This window comes from Streptomyces sp. NPDC055287 (assembly GCF_053646035.1).
The window spans coordinates 128354-149280 of the sequence record NZ_JBSHNE010000011.1 but is presented as its reverse complement, the minus strand read 5'-3'; the positions used below and the strand labels follow the sequence as shown (position 1 = coordinate 149280).

24 protein-coding genes are annotated in these 20927 nt (G+C 70.3%); 7 read left to right on the top strand and 17 right to left on the bottom strand.

All coding sequences use genetic code 11. From position 1 onward, the window contains the following. Positions 1-59: 59 nt before the first annotated feature. The gene (locus ACWIHY_RS19520; RefSeq protein WP_454376881.1) at positions 60-872 is read left to right on the top strand and encodes an SDR family NAD(P)-dependent oxidoreductase; all 813 of its coding nucleotides are present in this window, start codon (positions 60-62) and stop codon (positions 870-872) included. 219 nt (positions 873-1091) lie between these two features. Here the strand turns inward: ACWIHY_RS19520 and ACWIHY_RS19515 are convergent, their stop codons facing one another. Then, positions 1092-2552, bottom strand: a complete 1461-nt coding sequence (locus ACWIHY_RS19515; protein WP_454376880.1) for a hypothetical protein — start codon at positions 2550-2552, stop codon at positions 1092-1094. A gap of 191 nt (positions 2553-2743) precedes the next feature. Between ACWIHY_RS19515 and ACWIHY_RS19510 the strand changes: the two genes are divergently transcribed. Next, positions 2744-4600, top strand: coding sequence for an endonuclease/exonuclease/phosphatase family protein (locus tag ACWIHY_RS19510; protein ID WP_454376879.1), 1857 nt, complete (start codon positions 2744-2746; stop codon positions 4598-4600). A 14-nt stretch (positions 4601-4614) separates the two neighbouring features. Here ACWIHY_RS19510 and ACWIHY_RS19505 read toward each other — a convergent pair whose 3' ends face one another. Then, positions 4615-4881: a hypothetical protein gene (locus ACWIHY_RS19505; protein ID WP_454376878.1), complete on the bottom strand. Its 267-nt coding sequence runs from the start codon at positions 4879-4881 to the stop codon at positions 4615-4617. On the opposite strand from ACWIHY_RS19505, the gene ACWIHY_RS19500 reads away from it, so the two are divergent. Together ACWIHY_RS19500 and ACWIHY_RS19495 are read left to right on the top strand one after the other, a co-directional pair. After that, entirely contained in the window at positions 4874-5296 is a 423-nt protein-coding gene (locus tag ACWIHY_RS19500) for a hypothetical protein (RefSeq protein ID WP_454376877.1), read from the top strand. The genes ACWIHY_RS19505 and ACWIHY_RS19500 overlap by 8 nt on opposite strands. Then, positions 5293-5742 (top strand): N-acetyltransferase family protein, encoded by a 450-nt coding sequence (locus ACWIHY_RS19495; RefSeq protein WP_454376876.1) that lies wholly within the window; start codon positions 5293-5295, stop codon positions 5740-5742. Before ACWIHY_RS19500 ends, ACWIHY_RS19495 begins: the two co-directional genes overlap by 4 nt. Positions 5743-5773: 31 nt before the next feature. On the opposite strand, the gene ACWIHY_RS19490 is transcribed toward ACWIHY_RS19495, so the two are convergent. Together ACWIHY_RS19490 and ACWIHY_RS19485 are read right to left on the bottom strand one after the other, a co-directional pair. Beyond that, positions 5774-6211, bottom strand: a complete 438-nt coding sequence (locus tag ACWIHY_RS19490; RefSeq protein WP_454376996.1) for a DUF4232 domain-containing protein — start codon at positions 6209-6211, stop codon at positions 5774-5776. A 203-nt stretch (positions 6212-6414) separates the two neighbouring features. Beyond that, positions 6415-7158 carry an SDR family NAD(P)-dependent oxidoreductase gene (locus tag ACWIHY_RS19485; protein WP_454376875.1) on the bottom strand — a complete coding sequence of 248 codons (744 nt, stop codon included), beginning with the start codon at positions 7156-7158 and terminating at the stop codon, positions 6415-6417. Positions 7159-7309: 151 nt separating this feature from the next. Between ACWIHY_RS19485 and dapA the strand changes: the two genes are divergently transcribed. After that, entirely contained in the window at positions 7310-8221 is a 912-nt protein-coding gene (dapA, locus tag ACWIHY_RS19480; RefSeq protein ID WP_454376874.1) for a 4-hydroxy-tetrahydrodipicolinate synthase, read from the top strand. On the opposite strand, the gene ACWIHY_RS19475 is transcribed toward dapA, so the two are convergent. The 3 genes from ACWIHY_RS19475 to ACWIHY_RS19465 all read right to left on the bottom strand — a co-directional run bounded on the left by ACWIHY_RS19475 (position 8218) and on the right by ACWIHY_RS19465 (position 11145). Then, positions 8218-8442: a hypothetical protein gene (locus ACWIHY_RS19475; protein ID WP_454376873.1), complete on the bottom strand. Its 225-nt coding sequence runs from the start codon at positions 8440-8442 to the stop codon at positions 8218-8220. The genes dapA and ACWIHY_RS19475 overlap by 4 nt on opposite strands. A 282-nt stretch (positions 8443-8724) precedes the next feature. Then, positions 8725-9714 (bottom strand): 2,3,4,5-tetrahydropyridine-2,6-dicarboxylate N-succinyltransferase, encoded by a 990-nt coding sequence (dapD, locus tag ACWIHY_RS19470; protein WP_138898376.1) that lies wholly within the window; start codon positions 9712-9714, stop codon positions 8725-8727. A gap of 138 nt (positions 9715-9852) precedes the next feature. Then, positions 9853-11145, bottom strand: coding sequence for an MFS transporter (locus ACWIHY_RS19465; protein WP_454376872.1), 1293 nt, complete (start codon positions 11143-11145; stop codon positions 9853-9855). A gap of 68 nt (positions 11146-11213) precedes the next feature. Between ACWIHY_RS19465 and ACWIHY_RS19460 the strand changes: the two genes are divergently transcribed. Further along, positions 11214-12092: a winged helix-turn-helix transcriptional regulator gene (locus ACWIHY_RS19460; protein WP_454376871.1), complete on the top strand. Its 879-nt coding sequence runs from the start codon at positions 11214-11216 to the stop codon at positions 12090-12092. On the opposite strand, the gene ACWIHY_RS19455 is transcribed toward ACWIHY_RS19460, so the two are convergent. Next, positions 12073-12618, bottom strand: coding sequence for a TetR/AcrR family transcriptional regulator (locus ACWIHY_RS19455; protein WP_454376870.1), 546 nt, complete (start codon positions 12616-12618; stop codon positions 12073-12075). The two genes, ACWIHY_RS19460 and ACWIHY_RS19455, sit on opposite strands and share 20 nt — an antisense overlap. Further along, positions 12618-12938, bottom strand: coding sequence for a DMT family transporter (locus tag ACWIHY_RS19450; protein ID WP_454376995.1), 321 nt, complete (start codon positions 12936-12938; stop codon positions 12618-12620). The genes ACWIHY_RS19455 and ACWIHY_RS19450 overlap by 1 nt, the downstream gene beginning before the upstream one ends. 134 nt (positions 12939-13072) lie before the next feature. Between ACWIHY_RS19450 and ACWIHY_RS19445 the strand changes: the two genes are divergently transcribed. Continuing rightward, complete coding sequence (locus tag ACWIHY_RS19445; RefSeq protein ID WP_454376869.1) at positions 13073-14182, top strand: DUF7847 domain-containing protein; 1110 nt, start codon at positions 13073-13075, stop codon at positions 14180-14182. A 99-nt stretch (positions 14183-14281) separates the two neighbouring features. Here the strand turns inward: ACWIHY_RS19445 and ACWIHY_RS19440 are convergent, their stop codons facing one another. From ACWIHY_RS19440 to ACWIHY_RS19405, 8 genes are all read right to left on the bottom strand, one after another. Continuing rightward, positions 14282-14635, bottom strand: a complete 354-nt coding sequence (locus ACWIHY_RS19440; protein ID WP_454376868.1) for a metal-sulfur cluster assembly factor — start codon at positions 14633-14635, stop codon at positions 14282-14284. Continuing rightward, positions 14632-15096, bottom strand: a complete 465-nt coding sequence (gene sufU, locus ACWIHY_RS19435; protein WP_454376867.1) for a Fe-S cluster assembly sulfur transfer protein SufU — start codon at positions 15094-15096, stop codon at positions 14632-14634. The genes ACWIHY_RS19440 and sufU overlap by 4 nt, the downstream gene beginning before the upstream one ends. 12 nt (positions 15097-15108) lie before the next feature. Next, positions 15109-16365: a cysteine desulfurase gene (locus ACWIHY_RS19430; RefSeq protein WP_454376866.1), complete on the bottom strand. Its 1257-nt coding sequence runs from the start codon at positions 16363-16365 to the stop codon at positions 15109-15111. Continuing rightward, a complete protein-coding gene (gene sufC, locus ACWIHY_RS19425) occupies positions 16362-17126 on the bottom strand; it encodes a Fe-S cluster assembly ATPase SufC (protein WP_454376865.1) in 765 nt (254 codons plus the stop codon). The genes ACWIHY_RS19430 and sufC overlap by 4 nt, the downstream gene beginning before the upstream one ends. 7 nt (positions 17127-17133) lie before the next feature. Continuing rightward, positions 17134-17451: a bifunctional 3-phenylpropionate/cinnamic acid dioxygenase ferredoxin subunit gene (locus ACWIHY_RS19420; protein ID WP_073720274.1), complete on the bottom strand. Its 318-nt coding sequence runs from the start codon at positions 17449-17451 to the stop codon at positions 17134-17136. Further along, positions 17451-18629 (bottom strand): Fe-S cluster assembly protein SufD, encoded by a 1179-nt coding sequence (sufD, locus tag ACWIHY_RS19415; protein ID WP_454376864.1) that lies wholly within the window; start codon positions 18627-18629, stop codon positions 17451-17453. Before sufD ends, ACWIHY_RS19420 begins: the two co-directional genes overlap by 1 nt. 71 nt (positions 18630-18700) lie before the next feature. Beyond that, on the bottom strand, positions 18701-20122 hold the full coding sequence (sufB, locus tag ACWIHY_RS19410) for a Fe-S cluster assembly protein SufB (RefSeq protein ID WP_069929315.1): 1422 nt from the start codon (positions 20120-20122) through the stop codon (positions 18701-18703). Beyond that, on the bottom strand, positions 20119-20862 hold the full coding sequence (locus ACWIHY_RS19405) for a helix-turn-helix transcriptional regulator (RefSeq protein ID WP_454376863.1): 744 nt from the start codon (positions 20860-20862) through the stop codon (positions 20119-20121). The genes sufB and ACWIHY_RS19405 overlap by 4 nt, the downstream gene beginning before the upstream one ends. Positions 20863-20927: the final 65 nt, after the last annotated feature.

Genomic DNA, 20927 nt, shown 5'->3' with positions numbered 1-20927 from the left:
GCTCGCGCGCGCGTATAAACGGGGGCTGAACACTGCCCGTCGTACGAGAGGCCACCGTCATGCACCTGCCCCCGCACCCGGCGCCGCGACAGCCACAACAGCCGCCCCGGCTGCCGTCCTCCGGCCGTCGCGTTCTCGTCAGTGGCGCGTCGCGCGGTCTCGGGCGCGCCGTCGCCCACGCCTTCGCGGCGGGCGGCGACCGCGTCGCGGTGCACTACGGCTCACGGCGCGAGGACGCCCTGCGGACGCTGGAAGGCCTGCCCGGTACGGGCCATGTCCTCGCCGGCGGCGACCTGTCCGACCCGGCGGGCGCGGCCTCCGTCGCGGACCTGGCGGCGGAGGGGCTCGGCGGGATCGACGTTCTGGTGAACAACGCGGCCGTCAACGAGCGCCACCCGTTGGCCGAGACGCCGTACGACGAGTGGGCGGCCGCGTGGCAGCGTCATGTGTCGGTCAACCTGCTCGCCACGGCCAACCTCAGCCATCTCGCGGCCCGCCGCATGATCGACCAGGGCACGGGCGGCCGGATCGTCAACATCGGCTCGCGCGGCGCGTTCCGCGGGGAACCGGATCACCCGGCGTACGGGGCGACGAAGGCCGCGGTGCACGCGCTCGGCCAGTCGCTGACGGTCTCCCTCGCGCCGTACGGCATCGGGGTGGCGTCCGTCGCGCCCGGATTCTTCGACACCGAGCGTGTGGCGCACCGGCTGAGCGGGGCGGAGGGCGAGGCGATCCGGGCACAGAGCCCGTTCGGACGGGTGGCGACGGCGGAGGAGATCGCGGGCGCGGTGATGTGGCTCGCGTCGCCGGGGGCGGAGTGGTCTTCGGGGGCGGTGCTGGACCTCAACGGGGCTTCATACCTGCGGACTTGAGTCGGGTGGGGCGGGGTGCGTGGGCGGGCGGGCCGTGCGGGTGCGGGTTGCCTGCGGCGCTGTCCCCTGCCCGCCCCTTCCCGAAACGGGGTTCCGCCCGGGCCCCGCTCCTCACATGCCGGAGGGGCTGGAAAGTGGCCCGGCTCCGGCCCGTCCGGCGTTTGAGGACGCGCCCGCAGAGCCACGCACCCTCACGCGCCTCCGTCCCGCCCGCGCCCCTCAACCCCCGCTGCGCGAACGCGCCTTGAACGCGGCCTTACGGGCTTCCTTCGCCGCCTTCTTGTCCGGGTGCAGCCGCCCCATCGCCTCCAGGACATCCGCCGTGGCCGGGTGGTCCACCCGCCACGCCGCGTCGAAGAAGCCGCTGTGCCGGCCGGTCAGCCCCGCGACCAGGCCCTGGAGTTCGTCGGGTTCGCCGCCCGCGTCGAGCTGCGCCGCGATGGTGTCGATCGCGAGCCAGAAGATCATCGGTTCGGGCGGCGACGGCACGTCCGACGCGCCGTGCTCGGCGAGCCAGACCCGCGCCAGACCGCCCAGTTCCGCGTCGTCGAGCACTTCGCGCACCGCGTCCTCCGCCTCCGGGCCGACCAGCGACAGAGCCTGCTGGCTGCGGAGCCTGCGCAGCGGCGCACCGCCGTCCGTGCCCCGCGCGGACGCGAGCAACTCCCGTGCTGCGACAGCTGGTTCGCGCCGGGCGAGCCACAGCTGCGTCTCGGCACCCGCGGACGCCTCGGGGAAGTACGCGATGCCGTCGAGCAGCGCCTCCGCGCCCTGGTCCGCGAGGTCGCCGACCGCCGGCGCGTCGACGCCCGCTTCGAGCATGCGGGCCCTGACCCCGAACAGGCCGAGCGGGGTCAGTCCGACCATTCCGTACCGCGTCACGTCCTCGTCGTCGGCCGGCGGCTCGGGCTCCGCACCCTCCTCCGCCATCAGCGCCTCGTCGACCGGCTGGTAGGCGACGAGCCCGATCGGCTCCAGCACCCGGAACTGGTCGTCGAGCCGCATCATCGCGTCCGACACCTGTTCCAGTACGTCGTCGGTGGGCTCGCCCATGTCGTCCGGCACGATCATCGAGGCCGCCAGCGCCGGCAGCGGCACGGGGCCCTCCGCCGCGCCCCCCTCGGAGACGGTCAGCAGGTACAGGTTGCCGAGTACGCCCTCGAGGAACTGGGCTTCCGCCTCCGGTTCCCACTCCAGGGCGTCGAAGTCGACCTGCCCGTCGTCGTCGATGACATCGGCGAGGTCGTCCAGGACGGGCGCGGTGGCGTCGGCGAAGACGGCGTCGAAGGCCTCGAGCCAGATGGCGAGTACGTCCTGGGGGCTTCCCGAGGTGAGCAGCGCCAGGTTCTCGCCCACCGTGACCGTACCGGCGGCTTCGGCGTCACCCTCCACGCCCTGCTCGGCGTCCGCCACCTCGACCAGCCCCGCGTCGACGGCGAGGCGCCAGGCCTCGCTCGCCTCGGCCGCGCCGTCCTCGTCGGCGGTGAGCCCGAGGTGCCCGGCGGCCTCGGGCAGCTGCTCGTCGACGAGTTCACCGCCCGCGCCGACCCGGGTCGCGGGCCCGGCCCAGCGGGCGAGGCGCGCGGCGCGCGCGAGCAGCGGCGAGGTGAGCGCCTCCCGTGCCAGCTCGGCGTCGGAGTGGAGCCGCACCGGCGGCAGGGACGGGCGGTCACCGGACATCTGGGGGGTCTCCTTGGCGCATACGGGTCGGGCGGCCCCCAGCGTAGACGCATTTGACCCCATGCCACCGGGTTCATGTACCCGTCAGGACCCGTACACCCGGCGACCCTTGACAACCCACCGCCGTACACAAGAGATTGACGCGCGTAGAACTTGCTCCACCCCTCATCCATCGCACTCGGAGCCACGAGATGACTGCCCGTTCCTCCCTCTCAAGATCCGCCGCCGTCGCGGCCGTCGTAGCCACCGCGCTGGCCGGCGGACTGCTGGCGAGCTCCTCGTCCGCGTCCGCCACCGACACCGTCTCGTCCGCGACCGCCGAGACGCGGATCCACGACATTCAGGGCACCACCCGGATATCCCCGCTCGTGGGACAGCAGGTCAGCGACGTGTCCGGCATCGTCACAGGTGTGCGGACGTACGGCTCGAAGGGCTTCTGGTTCCAGGACCCGCAGGCCGACGCCGACGACGCCACCAGCGAGGGCATATTCGTCTTCACCAGTTCCGCGCCGACCGTCGCCGTCGGCGACGCCGTCAAGGTGTCCGGCACGGTCGGCGAGTACATCCCCGGCGGTACGGCCTCCGGCAACCAGTCCCTCACCCAGATCGCCAAGCCGGCGGTGACCGTGGTCTCCTCGGGCAACGCACTGCCCGCGCCGGTCACCGTCTCGGCGAAGTCCGTTCCCTCGGTCTACGCCCCCGAGGGGGACCCGGCAGCGGGCGGCAGCATCAACGCGCTGGCGCTGAAGCCGTCGGCGTACGCCCTCGACTACTACGAGTCGCTCGAGGGCAGCAACATCCGCATCGGCTCGTCACGCGTGGTCGGCGCGACCGACCCGTACGCGGAGCTGTGGGTCACGGTGAAGCCCCACGAGAACGACAGCCGGCGCGGCGGCGCGGTCTACGGCTCGTACACCTCGCAGAACACCGGCCGGCTCCAGATCCAGCAGCTGGCGCCGATCTCCCAGCAGCCGTTCCCGAAGGCGAACGTCGGGGATGTGCTCTCGGGTACGACCGAAGGCCCCCTGGACTTCAACCAGTTCGGCGGCTACACGCTGACGGCCCGCACGCTCGGCACGGTCACCGACCGCGGCCTGGAGCGCGAGTCGACCCGGCCGCAGCGCCGCGGCGAGCTGGCGGTGGCGACGTACAACGTCGAGAACCTGGACCCGAGCGACCCGCAGGACAAGTTCGACGCGCTGGCCGCGGCGGTCGTGGACAACCTCGCCTCGCCCGACATCCTCGCCCTGGAGGAGATCCAGGACGACAACGGCGCGAAGAACGACGGCACGGTCTCCGCCGAGGAGACGCTGAAGAAGTTCACTGCCGCGATCACCGCGGCCGGCGGCCCGTCGTACGCCTGGCGCACGATCGACCCGGTCAACAACCAGGACGGCGGCGAGCCCGGCGGCAACATCCGCCAGGTCTTCCTCTTCAACCCCGAGCGGGTCTCCTTCACCGACCGCGCGGGCGGCGACGCCACCACGACGACCGGTGTCGTACGGGAGAAGGGCCGCGCGGCCCTGACCCTCTCCCCCGGCCGGATCGACCCGGCCAACGCGGCCTGGGAGAGCAGCCGCAAGCCGCTGGCCGGTGAGTTCACCTTCCGCGGCCGTACGGTCTTCGTCATCGCCAACCACTTCGGCTCGAAGGGCGGTGACGAGGGACTGCCGTCGCACCACCAGCCGCCGGTGCGCAAGTCGGAGGTCAAGCGGCTGGAGCAGGCGCAGGCGGTCAACACCTTCGTCAAGGACATCCTCAAGGCGCAGCGCAACGCGGACGTACTGGTCCTCGGTGACATCAACGACTTCGAGTTCTCGGCGACGACGAAGGCCCTGACGGCGGACGGCGCCCTCTACCCGGCGGTCAAGTCCCTGCCCCGTTCCGAGCGCTACTCGTACGTCTTCCAGGGCAACAGCCAGGTCCTGGACCAGATCCTGACGAGCCCGTCGATCGACAGGTTCAGCTACGACAGCGTGCACATCAACGCGGAGTTCGCCGAGCAGAACAGCGACCACGACCCCCAGGTCATCCGCTTCCGCCCGTAGTCTCCGGGTGCTCCCTACACGCCCGCGCTCAGGCTGAGCGCGGGCGTGTAGCGCTCCACCCGGCCGCCGGTCACACCCGGGCAGCCGTGGACCTTCTGCCACTGCGGCGTCGCCGCGCCCACCCCGCCGGTCCCGCCCAGCGCCTCCATGTGCGCCTCGGCGCCCTCCCACTCCGCGTAGTTGAGCACGCGCGTCCCGTCCGTACCGACGTGGAAGTGCCCGGCGATTCCGCCGGGGTGCAGGCCGGGGTCCGTTTCCAGCGCCTCGAAGACGGTGTCCACCCAGTCCCCGCTGCCGGGCGGTGTCCGGCCCGTCGAATTCGACGTCGACGATCACGACGCATCCCGGCTCGCGCTCCCGCCCGCCGGGCGCGGGCTCCGTGCTGCGGTAGAGCGCGCCCCGGTGTACACGCTGTACGAGAGCGGCCCGACGTCGGGCCACGGCCGGCTCTGCCACGCCCTGGCGACGGCCTCCACCGTGGCCCTCTGCCGCTCGGGTGTACCGACCCGCCAGGTACTGACCATGACGACTCCGGCGTCCGGACGGTCCATCGTGGGACGGGTGTTGACCTGCGCGCTGCGTACGGACATGGCGGCATCTCCCCCGCTCGGCGCGCCGGTGCGACGCGCTCTCGTGCTCACCGTCCTCGAACCCGAAGCTCGGTCGAGGTCAGGCGTGTCAGAATCCTGGTCGTGATCTTCCGTACCGCGACCCGCCACGACCTCCCCGCGATACTCGCCCTCCTCGCCGACGAGGAGACGGTCGTCGACCCGGCGTCGGTCGTCGTCGACGCGGCGTACGAGCGGGCTTTCGAAGCGATCGACAGGGACAGCCGCAACGAGATGCTGGTGCTGACCGACGAGAGCGGCGCCACCGTGCTGGGCTGCCTCCAGGCGACGTACATCCCGGGTCTCGGCAAGCACGGCGCCGAGCGGGCCCTCATCGAGGCGGTACGGGTCAGGGCGGACCGGCGCGGTGCGGGGCTCGGGCGGGAGCTGATCGAGCAGGCCGTGGAGCGGGCCCGCGAGCGTGGCTGCGCGCTGGTCCAGCTGACGAGCAACAAGCGGCGCGCCGAGGCGCACCGCTTCTACGCGTCGCTGGGATTCGCGCGCAGCCACGACGGGTTCAAGCTCGCGCTCTGAGCCGGTCGGGGTCGGTCGGTATCGGCCGGGATCAGTCGGTGGGAGCCGCCTGCCAGGCGGTCAGGGTGAGTTCGTCCACCGTGCGGACATCGCTGCCCTCCAGCGGGAACTTCCGCGCCTTCTCGCCGGCGGCCGGGGCGATCTCAAGGGCGGACGCCTGCTGCAGTCGTCCGCCCTTGGGGTTGCTCGTCCAGGAAAGGAGAGACCGCACGCTCTCGCCGGGGTCGAGGATCACCGAAGTGGGGCCTTTGTCGGTGCCCATGTAGGAGGAACCACGCTTCACCCAGACGTCGAGTACCTTGCCGTCGGTGCCCAGTGCCTGGACGCTCGGGTAGCCGAAGACCTGGTAGGGATCCTTGCCGCAATTGGTCAGCGTGAGTCCGACGGCCCGGTGGCCGAGGGCCGCCTGCACCTCGCCCATGGACACTTCCGGCGCGCCGGACGAGCAGCCGGCCGGCCGGGGCTCCACCGAGGGGGAACCGGAGGCCGGCGGGCCAGGGGCAGCCGTGGCGCTCCGCGTCCGCACCGGTTTCGCCGTGGGTGTCGGCGTCGCTTCCCCCTCACCGTCAGGTACGAGGAATGCGCATCCGGACAGCGCCAGTGCCCCCGCGACCGCCCACACTGCTCCACCGGCTCTGCGCTTTCCCACGTTCCCACTCCCCCGTGCAGCTGTCACAGCAAGTGTCCGCCACCGTCGACGAGGAGCACCTCGCCGGTGATGTACGCGGCGCGGGTCAGGTCGTGGACCGCCTCCGCGATGTCCTCGGGCCTGCCGACCCGGCCCAGCGGCACCGCCCCCGCCACCTCCTCCATCGCCTTGTCCGCCCCGTCGAGCCCGTCGAACCACGAGGTGTCGATCATGCCGGGCGCGACGGCGTTGACCCGTACCCGCGGCCCGAGGGTCTTGGCCAGCAGCTTCGTCATGTGGTTCACGGCCGCCTTGCTGACGGAGTACGGGATGGAGCTGCCGCCCGGCCGCACGCCCGCCTGCGAGGACACGTTGACCACGCAGCCCAGGCCGTCCGGGGCCGCCCGCAGATGCGGGGCCGCCGCCGCGATCGTCTGCCAGACACCGATGACGTTGACGTCGAAGATGTCGCGCCAGACGTCGGGGCTCGCGGCTTCGAGGTCGTCGTGCGGGATGAATCGGGTCGTACCCGCGCTGTTGACCAGGATGTCGAGGCGTCCGTACGCCGCGACCGCCTCCGCCACCAGCCGCTTCGCGTCGTCCTCGACCGCCACGTTCGCCTGGACGTAGCGTGCCCCGGGCAGTTCGCCGGCCAATGCCTGCCCCGCCTCCACCGAGTGGGCGGAATTGACGATCACCCGGACTCCGGCGGCGGCGAGCCGGCGGGCCACCGCCGCACCGATCCCCGAGGACGAGCCCGTCACCAGTGCCACACGCTGTTCGCTCATCGAGCAGTACCTCCCCTTGACACGGCCTGCCGCGCCCCCGGCGATCATGCCAGACGGCCACCGGCCACCCCAGGACATTTCAGCGTTGCTTGCCACTCAAGCCAAGAAAATCTAAGTGGACCTTCACTGTCCGAGGGCCGAGACTTCCCGTATGACTTCCCGGACGACCGCGTCAGGCGGCCCCTTCGGCCGCGCCCTGTGCGCCATGATCACGCCCTTCACCTCCTCCGGGGCACTGGACATCGACGGCGCCCAGTCGCTCGCCGACCGCCTGGTGTCCGAAGGCGGCTGCGAGGGCCTCGTGCTGAACGGCACCACCGGCGAGTCCCCGACCACCACCGACGCCGAGAAGAGCGCGCTCGTACGGGCCGTGTCCGAAGCGGTCGGTGACCGGGCAGCGGTCCTGTCGGGCGTCGGGAGCGCCGACACCCGGCACACGGTCGAGCTCGCGCGGGAAGCCGAACGGGCCGGCGCGGACGGTCTGTTGGTGGTCACGCCGTATTACAGCCGACCGCCGCAGGACGCCGTGGAAGCGCACTTCCGACGGGTCGCGGACGCGGTCGGCGTCCCGCTGATGCTGTACGACATCCCCGGCCGCACCGGCACCCGCATCGAGGTGGAGACCATGCTGCGCCTCGCCGGGCATCCACGGATCACGGCGGTCAAGGACTGCGCGTACGACCTGCTGGGCAGCGCCACCGTGATCTCGCGGACGGATCTCGCCTACTACTCGGGCTGTGAGGAACTGAACCTGCCGCTCTACGCCGTGGGCGGCGCCGGCTATGTGAGTACGGTCGCCAACGCCGCACCCGGCGCCATGCGGGCCGTCGTCGACGCGTACGACGCGGGCGACACCGCCGGCGCGGCCCTGGCGCACCGGCGCGCGCTGCCCCTGATCACACTGTCCATGGCGTCGGGCCTGCCCGGCACGGTCACCACGAAGGGGCTGCTCGGCGCGCTCGGACTGCCCGCCGGCCCGGTCCGGGAACCGCTGCGGCCCGCCGGCCGTACGACGGTCGACGGGCTGCTGGAGGCTTACGAGGCACTGACCCGGGAGGACTAGCCCGAGACGGCGATCCTGCCGAGGATCGCGGTGTGCTCCAGGACGTCCTCCATCGGGTCGTCGATCTGACCCACGGAGAACAGCATCACGCGGGGGGCGTTGTGCGAGTTGTTGTGCGTCTCGTCGGCGTGCGCCGCCCCGGCGGGCAGCCCCACCGCCATGAGAAGCGCACCGCATCCGGTGATCCATCGGGCCAGCGCCCGTACCTGCTGTGCTGTCATGCCGTCCCTCGCCCTGATTCGTTGTCCGATGTGCCGACCCGCTTATCCACCTGCCTATCCACCCGAACGGCCCAGAAGTCACGCAAGGTCATCCGTGTGAGTGCGGATCAGAGGGGCCAATCGTTCTTGATGATCGCGAGGTCTTCCGGGTCGGCGTAGACATTGGTGCGCTTCATGGACAGGTACCGAACTCAGCCGTGTACCAGGTTGCTGTAGGTGCGTGATGAACTGAGCGCCCTTCTACGGCCCCGGGGCCGTGGAAGGGCGCTCAGTCGTACGTGATCAGTTGTGGCTGTGGAGGATCTCGTTGAGGCCGCCCCAGACCGCGTTGTTCGGGCGGGCCTCGACGGTGCCCGTGACCGAGTTGCGGCGGAAGAGGATGTTGCTGGCGCCGGAGAGCTCGCGGGCCTTGACGATCTGGCCGTCGGGCATCGTGACGCGGGTGCCCGCCGTGACGTACAGGCCCGCCTCGACGACGCACTCGTCGCCGAGCGCGATGCCGACGCCCGCCTCGGCGCCGACCAGGCAGCGCTCGCCGATGACGATGCGGACGTTGCCGCCGCCGGAGAGGGTGCCCATGGTGGACGCGCCGCCGCCGATGTCGGAGCCGTCGCCGACGACGACGCCTGCGGAGATGCGGCCCTCGACCATGGAGGTGCCGAGCGTGCCGGCGTTGAAGTTCACGAAGCCCTCGTGCATCACCGTGGTGCCCTCGGCGAGGTGCGCGCCGAGGCGGACGCGGTCGGCGTCGGCGATACGGACGCCCTTGGGCGCGACGTAGTCCGTCATGCGCGGGAACTTGTCGACCGAGGTCACCTGGAGGTGCAGACCCTCCGCACGGGCGTTCAGCCGCACCGTCTCCAGCTGGTCGACGGCGACCGGGCCGAGCGAGGTCCACGCGACGTTGGCGAGGAGGCCGAAGACGCCGTCCAGGTTCTGACCGTGCGGCTGGACCAGGCGGTGCGAGAGGAGGTGCAGGCGCAGGTACGCGTCGTGGGCGTCCAGCGGCTTGTCGTCGAGCGAGGCGATGACCGTACGGACGGCGACGACCTCGACACCGCGGCGGGCGTCGGGGCCGAGGGCCTTCGGCGCGGAGGCGCCGAGCAGCTCGGCGGCGCGCTCGGCGGTGAGGCGCTCGGTACCGGCGGGGCCCGGCTCGGCGACGAGCTCGGGGGCGGGGAACCAGGTGTCGAGGACGGTGCCGTCCGCGGCGAGGGTGGCGAGGCCGGCGGCGACGGCGCCGGTGGTGCGAGTAGCAGTCGTATCGGTCATGCCCGAACGCTAACCGGCTTCGGCGTGTCGAGGCGAACCGGTCCCGGATGCCGGGCGCCGGTCCCCCGGGGCGCCCGGCCACGGCGGAGGCGGCGGCCCGTCCGCCGTGTCCGGCCGACCCGTCCCTCCGTGCAGTTCTCAGTCGTCGCGGGCTCGGTCGTCGGCCGGGCTCGGAGCTCCTGTCCGGGCCGGCAGGTGCCGTCGGCCGTCCGGCCGGGGAGCGACTCTGTCCCGCACCGCCGCACGGCCGAACCGTCCCGCCGTGAGCACCGCCGCGCCCGCCGCCACCGCCAGCGCCGCGCTCAGCGGCCAGAGGAGGCCGGGCGCCGATTCGTACAAGGCCCCGCCCAGCGGCGGGGCGAGGATGACGCCGCTGACCGAGACGCCGGCGTACAGACTCTGGAAGCGGCCCTGCGCGTGCGCGGGCGCATGGTCGGCGACGTAGGCCGTGGCCGGGGTCTTGTACAGGATCTCGCCCGCCGTGAGCAGCAGCATCATCACCACGGCCACGGCGATCGAGGCCCCGAGCGTCAGCACGCTGTACCCCAGACCGACCAGGACCAGGCCGAGGCCCACGATCGTCAGGGGCGCACGCCGGCGCAGGACGACGGCCGCCGGGAGTTCCAGGCAGAGGATGACGGCGCCGTTGATCGCGATCAGCCAGCCGTACGCGCGGGTGTCCATGCCATGGTCGCCGAGGAAGACCGGCACGGTGGAGAACATCTGCCGGTAGACGATGTCGGCGAAGAAGATCGACACAAGGAGCACGAGGACGGGAGGGCGGGCCCGCAGTTCCCGCCACACACCCGTCGCGGCGGGCGCCGGGCCGCCCTGCGCCGCCCGCGACGCCGCCCGCCCCGCCGCCGGCGCCACCGGCGCCGGAAGGATCAGCGCGGCGTACAGCGCGAAGAGAAGCGTGCCGATACCGTCCGCGACGAAGATCACGGTGTACGAGAACTCCGCCGAGATCAGGGCGCCGACCGGCGCGCCGACGGTGAAGCCCGCGTTCCCGGCCACCCGCATCACGGCGAAGCCCTGGCGGCGTGAGCCGTCGGGTACGGACACCGCGATGAGCACGGAGTTCGCGGCGCGCACGGCGCCCTGCGCGTACTGGGCCAGCGGCAGCGCGGCGTAGAGCAGTACGTCCGGCAGGGCCGGCAACGCCACCAGCCCCGCGCCCGCGAGCACGGAGGCGCTCAGCAGCGTGCGCCGGTGGCCGAAGCGGTCTCCGAACCAGCCTCCGGTGAAGTTCCCGGCGACCAGGCCGAGACCCCCGATGCCGCTGATGACACCCGCCTGCGCGACGGCCAGGCCGCGCTCGTCCGTCAGATAGACGAAGAGGTAGATGAAGGTGAAGGCGACGGCGCTGTTGAAGAGGATGCCGAATGCCAGTTGCCACACGGCCTTCGGTACGTCCCGAAGTGACCCCAACGTGCCCGCCCCCTGCATGGATGGAGAGTGAGTTTCTTTTGGGAACGGACTATGCCAGCATGAGGGCCATGGCACAACGCACGAGCCTGGGCGACGCCGACTGCGCCATCGCGCAGGCCCTCGACGTCGTCGGCGACTGGTGGACCCTGCTGATCGTGCGCGACGCGGCCCGGGGCGTGCACCGCTTCGACGCGCTCCAGGCGGAGACCGGCATGTCCCGCAAGGTGCTCGCCGAGCGGCTGCGGCTGCTCGTCGACGCGGACGTACTGACGCGCGAGCCGTACCAGGACCGGCCCGTCCGGTACGAGTACCGCCTGACCCGCCGCGGCCGCGCCCTGCTGCCCGTCCTGATCTCCCTCCAGGACTGGGGCGACGCCTGGCTGCTCGGAGACGGGGAGACGACGGCGACAGCGGCGGAGGCCTCGCGGGAGGCCGAGCGCGTGCACGGACTCCTCGGCACGCGTCTGCCGGAGCTTCAGCTCCTCGACCTGAACGGCGATCTCCGCGACCCGGTCGCGGACACGCCGTACACGGTCCTGTACTGCTTCCCGAGCGCCTACGCCCGCCCCGGGGCCTATCCGCCCGGCTGGGCCGAGATCCCCGGCGCGCGGGGCTGCACGCTCGAAGCCTGCACCTACCGCGACCAGTTGGCCGAGTTCACCGCGGCGGGGGCGAGCGTGCACGGTGTTTCCGTCCAGCGCCCCGACGAGCAGCGGGCGTTCGCCGACGAGGAGCGGCTGCGCTTCCCGCTCCTGTCCGACGCGGACCTGACCCTGGCGGCCGCGCTGCGCCTGCCGACGTTCCGCGCGGCGGGCGTGAGCCGGCTGAAGCGGCTGACGCTCGTGGTGGGGCGCGACCGTACGGTCCGTCAGGTCCTCTACCCGGTCACGGACATCGCGGCGAGCGTCGAGACGGCGCTGGCCACCATCAGGTCCGCGGGCCGATGACGCGCGCCAGCATCTCCCGCGCGTATGCCGCGTCGTAAGGCGCCCCGGTCAGCAGCACCTGGAGGCAGATGCCGTCCATCAGCGCGAGCAGCGCCCGCGCGGTGACCGGATCCGTGCGCCGCGCCAGCTGCTCGGCCAGGCCCCCGCACCACTCGGCGGCCACGGGACGCAGGGCCGGCCGGCGCAGCGCGGCCAGGTAGAGCTCGTACTCCAGCTCCACTCCGGTACGGTCCCCGGACAGCCACTCCCCCAGCAACGCGGCCAGTTCGTCCGCCAGATCGGTACACGGGTCCTCGAACGTGCCGCGCGCCCTCACCGCCTCGGCGAAGCCTTCGCCCGCCTGCCGCAGCGCGGCGACCATCAGCTCGTCGAGGGTCTTGAAGTGGTACGTCGTCGAGCCGAGCGGCACGTCGGCCTCGGCCGCGACGGACCGGTGACTCAGACCGGCGAGGCCTTCGCGCCCGACCACACGTATCGCGGCGTCGATGATGCGCTGCCGGCGCTCGGGGTCATAACGGCGGGCCATCAGTGCGCGCCGCCGAGGTTGAGCAGGACGACGCCGACGATGACGAGGCCGATCCCCACCAGCTTGACGGCGTTCGCCGACTCTCCGAGGAAGAACATGCCGATGGCGGCGACGGCCGCGGTGCCGACGCCCGCCCAGATCGCGTAGGCGGTGCCGACCGACATGGACTTGAGGGTCTGCGCGAGCAGGGTGAAGGCAAGGAGGTAACCGGCGGCCGTTCCCAGCGAGGGCCACAACTTGGTGAATCCGTCGCTGTACTTCATGGCCGTGGTCCCGGCCACCTCCGCCGCGATCGCCGCGGCCAGCATTACGTAGGGCAGGGACATGCGTACGACAGTACACATCGATGTGGACAACCGTACACATCTCCGCGCGCCCCACTCCGTTACGCCGGCCGACAAGCACCGGATACTTTGGAGCGCCCGGTCAGGGCCTGAAACCTAACGGAGTGAAAGTGGCGCACGATTCGGGATGGAACGGCCCCCACGACGGCGGGACGTACGCAGGACCTCCGCCGCCCCCGCCACCCGGCTGGGGCGGCGGCTGGATGCCGCCCCCTCCCCCGCCGCCCAAGCCGGGCGTGATCCCGCTGGCCCCGCTCTCGCTCGGGGACATCCTCGGCGGCTCCATGACCACCATGGGCCGTTACTGGAAGCAAGTCTTCGGCATAGCCGTGCTGATGTACGGCGGCGCCCTACTGGTGACGCTCGCGGCCATGGCGGTCGCCTACTCCGCGACGAGCGACACCCTGGAGAAGGTCTTCGACGCCGGGGAGTACGACGACTCCTTCGGCTCGGACGTCGCCGCGCCGCTGATCATCGCGTTCTCCCTGGTGTGCGTCGTCGCCGTGGCGGCCATGGTGATCGCCAACGCGGCCATCATGGCCACGTGCCCCGCCGTCCTCCAGGACGCGGTACTCGGCCGCCGTACGACGCTCGGCACGGTGTGGCGGCGCGCCCGGGCACGAGTGCCCGCCGTGATCGGGGCGATGCTGCTGCCCTCGCTCGCCGCGGTGCTCGTCATGGGCATCTTCATAGCCAGTTACGTCATGCTGATCGTGGCGCTCGTCTCTCAGGACGCCTCTCCGGGGTGGGCCGTCCTGGGCTTCGTGGTGATGCTGGCGTGCATACCCGTGGCCGTCTGGATCTGGGTGATGTTCAGCCTTGCGCCGGCCGCCGTGGTCTTCGAGTCGCAGGGGCCCGTCGCCGCTCTGCGCCGTTCGGCCCGGCTGGTGAAGGGCTCCTGGTGGCGGATCTTCGGCATCAGCATGCTGGCCTGGCTCATGGCCATGATCGCTGGATACATCATCCAGTTCCCGTTCACGATCATCGGCATGATGTCGAGCATGCCGGGCATGGCCCAGGCGGGACCCGATCCCGACGTCGGTGAGACCCTCACCGCGATGGGCCTCTACATGGGATTCATCATGCTGGGCAGCATCATCAGCCAGATCATCGCCACCACCTTCCCCCAGGTGGTGACCGGCCTGCTGTACGTCGACCAGCGCATCCGCAAGGAGAACCTGGCCCCGGCGCTCGCCGAGGCGGCTGCGGCCCCGCACTGACACCGGCGCCGACACGGACAGCGGCACATCAAGCACGCGCACACAGCGAGAGGCCCCCGGCAATGTGCCGGGGGCCTCTCGCTGTGCCGTTTGTCGGTCTCACACGTTGAAGCCGAGCGCACGGAGCTGCTCGCGGCCATCGTCCGTGATCTTGTCCGGGCCCCACGGCGGCATCCAGACCCAGTTGATCTTCAGCTCGTTGACGATACCCTCGGTCGCCGACTTCGCCTGGTCCTCGATGACGTCGGTCAGCGGGCAGGCCGCGGACGTCAGCGTCATGTCAAGGGTGGCGATGTTGGAGTCGTCGACGTGGATGCCGTAGATCAGGCCGAGGTTGACGACGTCGATGCCCAGCTCGGGGTCGACGACGTCGTACAGAGCCTCGCGGACCTCCTCCTCGGAGGCAGGCTTGGTCGTGACGCTCTCGGTGGGTGTCACAGCGTTCTCGCTCATGCGGTCTTCCTCTCGGCGCCGTCGCCCAGTGCCTGGGCCGTCGCGTCCTTCCATGCCATCCAGCTCAGCAGAGCACACTTCACGCGGGCGGGGTACTTCGAGACACCGGCGAACGCGACCGCGTCCTCCAGCACCTCCTCCATCGCGTCGTCCGGCTCGATCTGGCCCTTGGACTGCATCAGGTCCAGGAAGGTCGCCTGGATCTTCTGCGCCTCGGCCAGTTCCTTGCCCACCAGCAGATCGTTCAGCACGGAGGCGCTGGCCTGGCTGATGGAGCAGCCCTGGCCCTCGTACGAGACGTCGGTGATGGTCGCACCGTCGTACTTCACGCGCAGCGTGATCTCGTCGCCGCACGTCGGGTTGACGTGGTGCACCTCTGCGTCGCCGTCCCGCAAGCCCCGCCCGTGCGGGTGCTTGTAGTGATCCAGGATGACTTCCTGGTACATCGAATCAAGCTTCACGATCCCCAGCCCTTAACCGAAGAAGTTCCGGACGTGCTCCAGGCCCTCGACCAGTGCGTCAACCTCGGCCGGCGTGGAGTACAGATAGAACGACGCTCGCGTGGTCGCAGGAATTCCGTACCGCAGGCAGACAGGCCGCGCGCAGTGGTGGCCGACCCGGACGGCGATGCCCAGCTCGTCGAGCACCTGGCCCACGTCGTGCGGGTGGATGTCACCGAGCACGAACGAGATCGTCGCCCCGCGGTCCTCGGCCGTCGTCGGGCCGATTATCCGCAGGCCCTCGACCTCCGAGAGGCGCTTGACGGCGTACTCGGTGATCGCGTGCTCGTGCGCGGCGATCTTGTCCATGCCGATCGCGGTGAGGTAGTCCACGGCCGCGCCGAGGCCGACGGCCTGGGCGATCGGGGGCGTACCCGCCTCGAACTTGTGCGGAGCCGGGGCGTACGTCGACGAGCTCATCGACACGGTCTCGATCATCTCGCCGCCGCCGAGGAACGGCGGAAGGTCCTCCAGCAGCTCCTGGCGTCCCCAGAGCACACCGATGCCGGTCGGGCCGACCATCTTGTGTCCGGTGAAGGCCACGAAGTCGGCCTGGAGCGCCTGTACGTCGAGCACCATGTGCGGCGCCGCCTGCGAGGCGTCGATGCACACCAGCGCGCCGACCTCCTGCGCGCGGCGGATGATCGCCTCGACCGGGTTGATCGTGCCCATGATGTTCGAGACCAGCGTGAAGGAGACGATCTTCGTCTTCTCGGTGATGATCTCGTCGATGTTCGACAGGTCGAGACGGCCGTCGTCGGTGATGCCGAACCACTTCAGCTTCGCGCCGGTGCGCTGCGAGAGCAGCTGCCACGGCACGATGTTGGAGTGGTGCTCCATCTCCGTGATGACGATCTCGGTCTCGGCGTCCACGCGGTAGGGCTCGTCGGCCCAGCCCAGCATGTTCGCCACGAGGTTGAGCGACTCGGAGGCGTTCTTCGTGAAGATGACCTCGTCGCGGCTCGGCGCGTTGATGAAGGCGGCGACCTTGTCGCGAGCGCCCTCGTACAGCGCCGTGGCCTCCTCGGCGAGCACGTGAACGCCACGGTGGACGTTGGCGTTGCTCTGCTCGTAGTACGCGTTCAGCGCGTCGAGGACCTGGCGCGGCTTCTGCGAAGTCGCCGCGTTGTCCAGGTAAACGATCTTCTTCCCGTCGTGGACCACACGATCCAGCAGGGGGAAGTCCTTGCGGATCGCCTCGGTGTCGAGAAGGCCCGGCAGCTGTGTCACGCGGTTACGCCACCCTTCGTGTACTCCTCGTAGCCCTCGGCCTCGAGCTTGTCGGCAAGCTCCGGGCCGCCGGACGCGACGATCTTGCCCTTGGCGAAGACGTGCACGAAGTCCGGCTTGATGTAGCGCAGGATGCGCGTGTAGTGCGTGATCAGCAGCGTGCCGACCTCGCCGCTCGCGTGGACGCGGTTGACGCCCTCGGAGACCTGGCGCAGGGCGTCGACGTCGAGGCCGGAGTCGGTCTCGTCGAGGATCGCGATCTTCGGCTTGAGGAGCTCGAGCTGAAGGATCTCGTGGCGCTTCTTCTCACCGCCGGAGAAGCCCTCGTTGACGTTGCGCTCGGCGAAGGCCGGGTCCATCTGGAGGGTCTCCATGGCCGTCTTGACCTCCTTCACCCACGTGCGCAGCTTGGGGGCCTCGCCGCGGATCGCCGTCGCCGACGTACGCAGGAAGTTGGAGACCGAGACGCCGGGGACCTCGACCGGGTACTGCATGGCGAGGAACATGCCGGCGCGGGCGCGCTCGTCGACGGACATCTCGAGGACGTCCTCGCCGTCGAGGGTGACGGTGCCGCTGGTGATCGTGTACTTGGGGTGACCGGCGATCGAGTACGCGAGGGTGGACTTGCCGGAGCCGTTGGGGCCCATGATGGCGTGGGTCTCGCCCTGCTTCACGGTCAGGTCGACGCCCTTGAGGATCTCCTTGGTGGAGTTGTCGGCCTCGACGGAAACGTGCAGGTCGCGGATTTCAAGCGTTGCCATGGGTGTCTCAGGACTCCTGTGTGACGGAGACGAGCACATCGTCCCCTTCGATCTTGACGGGGTATACGGGGACGGGGCGCGTCGCGGGAAGGCCGGAGGGCTTGCCCGTGCGGAGGTCGAAGCTCGAGCCGTGCAGCCAGCACTCGATCATGCAGTCCTCCACCTCGCCCTCCGAGAGGGAGACGTTCGCGTGCGAGCAGATGTCGTTGATCGCGAACACCTCGCCCTCGGTGCGGACGACGGACACCGGTGTGCCGTCGAGCTCCACCCGTTTCGGGGTGTCGTCCTCCAGCTCACTCAGCGCACAGGCTTTGACGAAGGCCATCAGACGGACGCCTCCAGCTCCGTGTCGATCTTGGCGAGGAGGCGTTCCTCGACGTCGGGCAGACCGATCTGCTGGACGAGCTCCGCGAAGAAGCCACGGACCACGAGGCGACGGGCCTCGTCGGCCGGGATACCGCGCGACATGAGGTAGAAGAGCTGCTCGTCGTCGAAGCGGCCGGTGGCCGAGGCGTGGCCGGCGCCGGCGATCTCGCCGGTCTCGATCTCCAGGTTCGGCACCGAGTCGACCCGCGCGCCGTCCGTGAGAACGAGGTTGCGGTTCATCTCGTACGTGTCCGTACCTTCGGCGGCGGCCTGGATCAGCACGTCGCCGATCCATACGGCGTGCGCGCCGTCGCCCTGGAGCGCGCCCTTGTAGGCGACGTTCGACTTGCAGTGCGGAGTGTTGTGGTCGACCAGGAGGCGGTGCTCCTGGTGCTGGCCCGCGTCGGTGAAGTACAGGCCGAAGAGCTCGGCCTCGCCGCCGGTTCCCGCGTACTGGACCAGCGGGCTGAGGCGTACCAGGTCGCCGCCGAAGGTCACCACGACCGACTTGAAGGAGGCGTCGCGGCCGATCCGCGCGTTGTGCTGGGAGACGTGCACGGCCGTGTCGTCCCAGTCCTGCACGGAGACGACGGTCAGCTTCGCGCCGTCGCCTACGACGAAGTCGACGTTGGCGGCGAGCACGGCGTCACCGGTGTGGTCGATGACGACGACGGCCTCGGCGAAGGCGCCCAGCTCGACGACCTGGTGGCCGTAGGCGGTGCCGCCCTCGCCGTGCACGGCGATCCGGATGGGCTCGGTCAGTACGGCTTCCTTGGGAACCGAGACGACCGAGGCCTTCTCGAAGGAGCTGTACGCCTGGGCGGCGACGCGGTCCATCGGGGTGCCGGCCGTGCCGAGCCGCGCGTCGGTGCGGTCCACCGTCTCGACGGTGACGCCCTCGGGGGCGGTCACCTCGACGGTGAGCACGCCGCCGGCCTCGGCGGTGCCGTCGTGCAGCCCGCGCAGGCGCTCCAGCGGAGTGAAGCGCCACTCCTCCTCGCGGCCGTGCGGCACCGGGAAGTCCGCCACGTCGAAGGACGGCGGGGCGCTCGTGCGCGTGGCGACGGTGGACTCGGCGGCCACCGCGATGGAACCGGCGGTCGTGGAGCCCACCGGAATGTTCTGAGCCTCAGCCATGGCTGTCGTAGTGCTCTCTCTCTGGGTCAGAAGAATCTGTCGCTGCGGGGCGGGTCGGAGGCCTTGCGGCCTTAACCGACCGAGCCCTCCATCTGCAGCTCGATCAGCCGGTTGAGCTCCAGGGCGTACTCCATCGGCAGCTCCTTGGCGATCGGCTCGACGAAGCCGCGCACGATCATCGCCATGGCCTCGAACTCGGTCATGCCGCGGCTCATGAGGTAGAAGAGCTGGTCCTCGGAGACCTTGGAGACGGTCGCCTCGTGGCCCATGGACACGTCGTCCTCGCGCACGTCGACGTACGGGTACGTGTCCGAGCGGGAGATCGTGTCGACGAGCAGCGCGTCGCAGAGCACGTTGGACTTCGAGCCCGCGGCGCCCTCGCCGATCTCGACGAGCCCGCGGTAGGAGGTGCGGCCGCCGCCTCGCGCCACCGACTTGGAGACGATGTTGGAGGAGGTGTTCGGCGCCATGTGCACCATCTTGGAGCCGGCGTCCTGGTGCTGGCCCTCGCCCGCGAAGGCGATCGAAAGGGTCTCGCCCTTCGCGTGCTCGCCCATCAGGTAGACGGCCGGGTACTTCATCGTCACCTTGGAGCCGATGTTGCCGTCGACCCACTCCATGGTCGCGCCCTCGTACGCCACGGCGCGCTTGGTGACCAGGTTGTAGACGTTGTTCGACCAGTTCTGGATGGTCGTGTAGCGGCAGCGGCCGCCCTTCTTCACGATGATCTCCACGACGGCGCTGTGCAGCGAGTCGGAGGAGTAGATCGGGGCGGTGCAGCCCTCGACATAGTGAACGTAGGCGTCCTCGTCGACGATGATCAGCGTCCGCTCGAACTGGCCCATGTTCTCCGTGTTGATACGGAAGTAGGCCTGGAGCGGGATGTCGACGTGCACACCCTTGGGGACGTAGATGAACGAGCCGCCGGACCACACGGCCGAGTTCAGCGACGCGAACTTGTTGTCGCCGACCGGGATGACGGTGCCGAAGTACTCCTGGAAGAGCTCCGGGTGCTCCTTCAGCGCCGTGTCCGTGTCGAGGAAGATGACGCCCTGCTCCTCCAGGTCCTCACGGATCTGGTGGTAGACGACCTCGGACTCGTACTGGGCCGCGACACCGGCGACGAGGCGCTGCTTCTCCGCCTCGGGGATGCCGAGCTTGTCGTACGTGTTCTTGATGTCCTCGGGCAGGTCCTCCCAGGACTCCGCCTGCTTCTCAGTGGAGCGCACGAAGTACTTGATGTTGTCGAAGTCGATCCCCGACAGGTCGGCGCCCCAGCTCGGCATGGGCTTCTTGCCGAACAGCTTGAGGCCCTTCAGCCGCAGCTTCAGCATCCACTCAGGCTCGTTCTTCTTGGCTGAGATGTCGCGGACGACCTCCTCGGAGAGGCCGCGCTTGGCCGTGGCGCCTGCCGTGTCGGAGTCGGCCCAGCCGAATTCGTACGTACCCAGGCCCTCGAGTTCGGGGTGGGCAGTCTCCGTGGGGAGAGTCATGCGGGGTTCCTCCCGGCCGTACTTGCAGAAGATGCTGAATGTGTCGTCTGTGATGCTGTGCTGCTGCGCGGAATGAACGTCGTGCACACCCCGTCGCCGTGGGCGATGGTGGCCAGACGCTGCACATGCGTCCCCAGCAGCTCGGAGAAGAACTCCGTCTCCGCCTCGCACAGCTGCGGATACTGCTCGGCGACATGGGCGACCGGGCAGTGGTGCTGGCAGAGCTGCTCTCCGACCGGTGCGTTACGCGCCGTAGCAGCGTACCCGTCGGCCGACAAGGCCCTGGCAAGCGCCTCGGTGCGGTCCTCTGGGGCAGCCGCCTCGACCGCCTCGCGGTACGCCCCGGACAGGGCGGCGAACCGTGCGCGCGCGAACGCGGTGACGGCCGCCTCGCCCTTCTCGCCGCCGCCGGCCGCCTGGGAGATCCAGTGCAGGGCGTCGGCAGCGAGCTTGTCGTAGGACTGGTCGAAGGCGTCCCTGCCGCAGTCGGTGAGCGCGAAGACCTTTGCGGGCCTGCCCCGGGTCCTGGCCCCGTACACGCGCTGCTCGCGGGGCTCGACCACGTTCTCGGCGACGAGCGAATCGAGGTGTCGGCGGACGGCGGCCTGGGTGAGACCGAGGCGCTTCGCGAGATCGGCGGCGGTGGACGGGCCGTGGTCCAGGACTGACCGCGCGATCCGGTTGCGCGTCGAGCGCTCACCGGTCGCGAGCTCCTCCTGGGGAGGCTCGGTCGAACTCACACCGTATTTCACAACGCCATTGTTGCGTAATTCCTCAGAGCGTGACAACCCGCGTCCCGATCAAG

Excerpts from the sequence above, each read along its gene's own strand:
- ACWIHY_RS19520 (WP_454376881.1), top strand. The coding sequence starts at position 60 with ATGCACCTGCCCCCGCACCCGGCGCCGCGACAGCCACAACAGCCGCCC.
- ACWIHY_RS19515 (WP_454376880.1), bottom strand. The coding sequence starts at position 2,552 with ATGTCCGGTGACCGCCCGTCCCTGCCGCCGGTGCGGCTCCACTCCGAC.
- ACWIHY_RS19510 (WP_454376879.1), top strand. The coding sequence starts at position 2,744 with ATGACTGCCCGTTCCTCCCTCTCAAGATCCGCCGCCGTCGCGGCCGTC.
- ACWIHY_RS19485 (WP_454376875.1), bottom strand. The coding sequence starts at position 7,158 with ATGAGCGAACAGCGTGTGGCACTGGTGACGGGCTCGTCCTCGGGGATC.
- dapA (WP_454376874.1), top strand. The coding sequence starts at position 7,310 with ATGACTTCCCGGACGACCGCGTCAGGCGGCCCCTTCGGCCGCGCCCTG.
- ACWIHY_RS19475 (WP_454376873.1), bottom strand. The coding sequence starts at position 8,442 with ATGACAGCACAGCAGGTACGGGCGCTGGCCCGATGGATCACCGGATGC.
- dapD (WP_138898376.1), bottom strand. The coding sequence starts at position 9,714 with ATGACCGATACGACTGCTACTCGCACCACCGGCGCCGTCGCCGCCGGC.
- ACWIHY_RS19460 (WP_454376871.1), top strand. The coding sequence starts at position 11,214 with ATGGCACAACGCACGAGCCTGGGCGACGCCGACTGCGCCATCGCGCAG.
- ACWIHY_RS19455 (WP_454376870.1), bottom strand. The coding sequence starts at position 12,618 with ATGGCCCGCCGTTATGACCCCGAGCGCCGGCAGCGCATCATCGACGCC.
- ACWIHY_RS19440 (WP_454376868.1), bottom strand. The coding sequence starts at position 14,635 with ATGAGCGAGAACGCTGTGACACCCACCGAGAGCGTCACGACCAAGCCT.
- sufC (WP_454376865.1), bottom strand. The coding sequence starts at position 17,126 with ATGGCAACGCTTGAAATCCGCGACCTGCACGTTTCCGTCGAGGCCGAC.
- ACWIHY_RS19420 (WP_073720274.1), bottom strand. The coding sequence starts at position 17,451 with ATGGCCTTCGTCAAAGCCTGTGCGCTGAGTGAGCTGGAGGACGACACC.
- sufD (WP_454376864.1), bottom strand. The coding sequence starts at position 18,629 with ATGGCTGAGGCTCAGAACATTCCGGTGGGCTCCACGACCGCCGGTTCC.
- sufB (WP_069929315.1), bottom strand. The coding sequence starts at position 20,122 with ATGACTCTCCCCACGGAGACTGCCCACCCCGAACTCGAGGGCCTGGGT.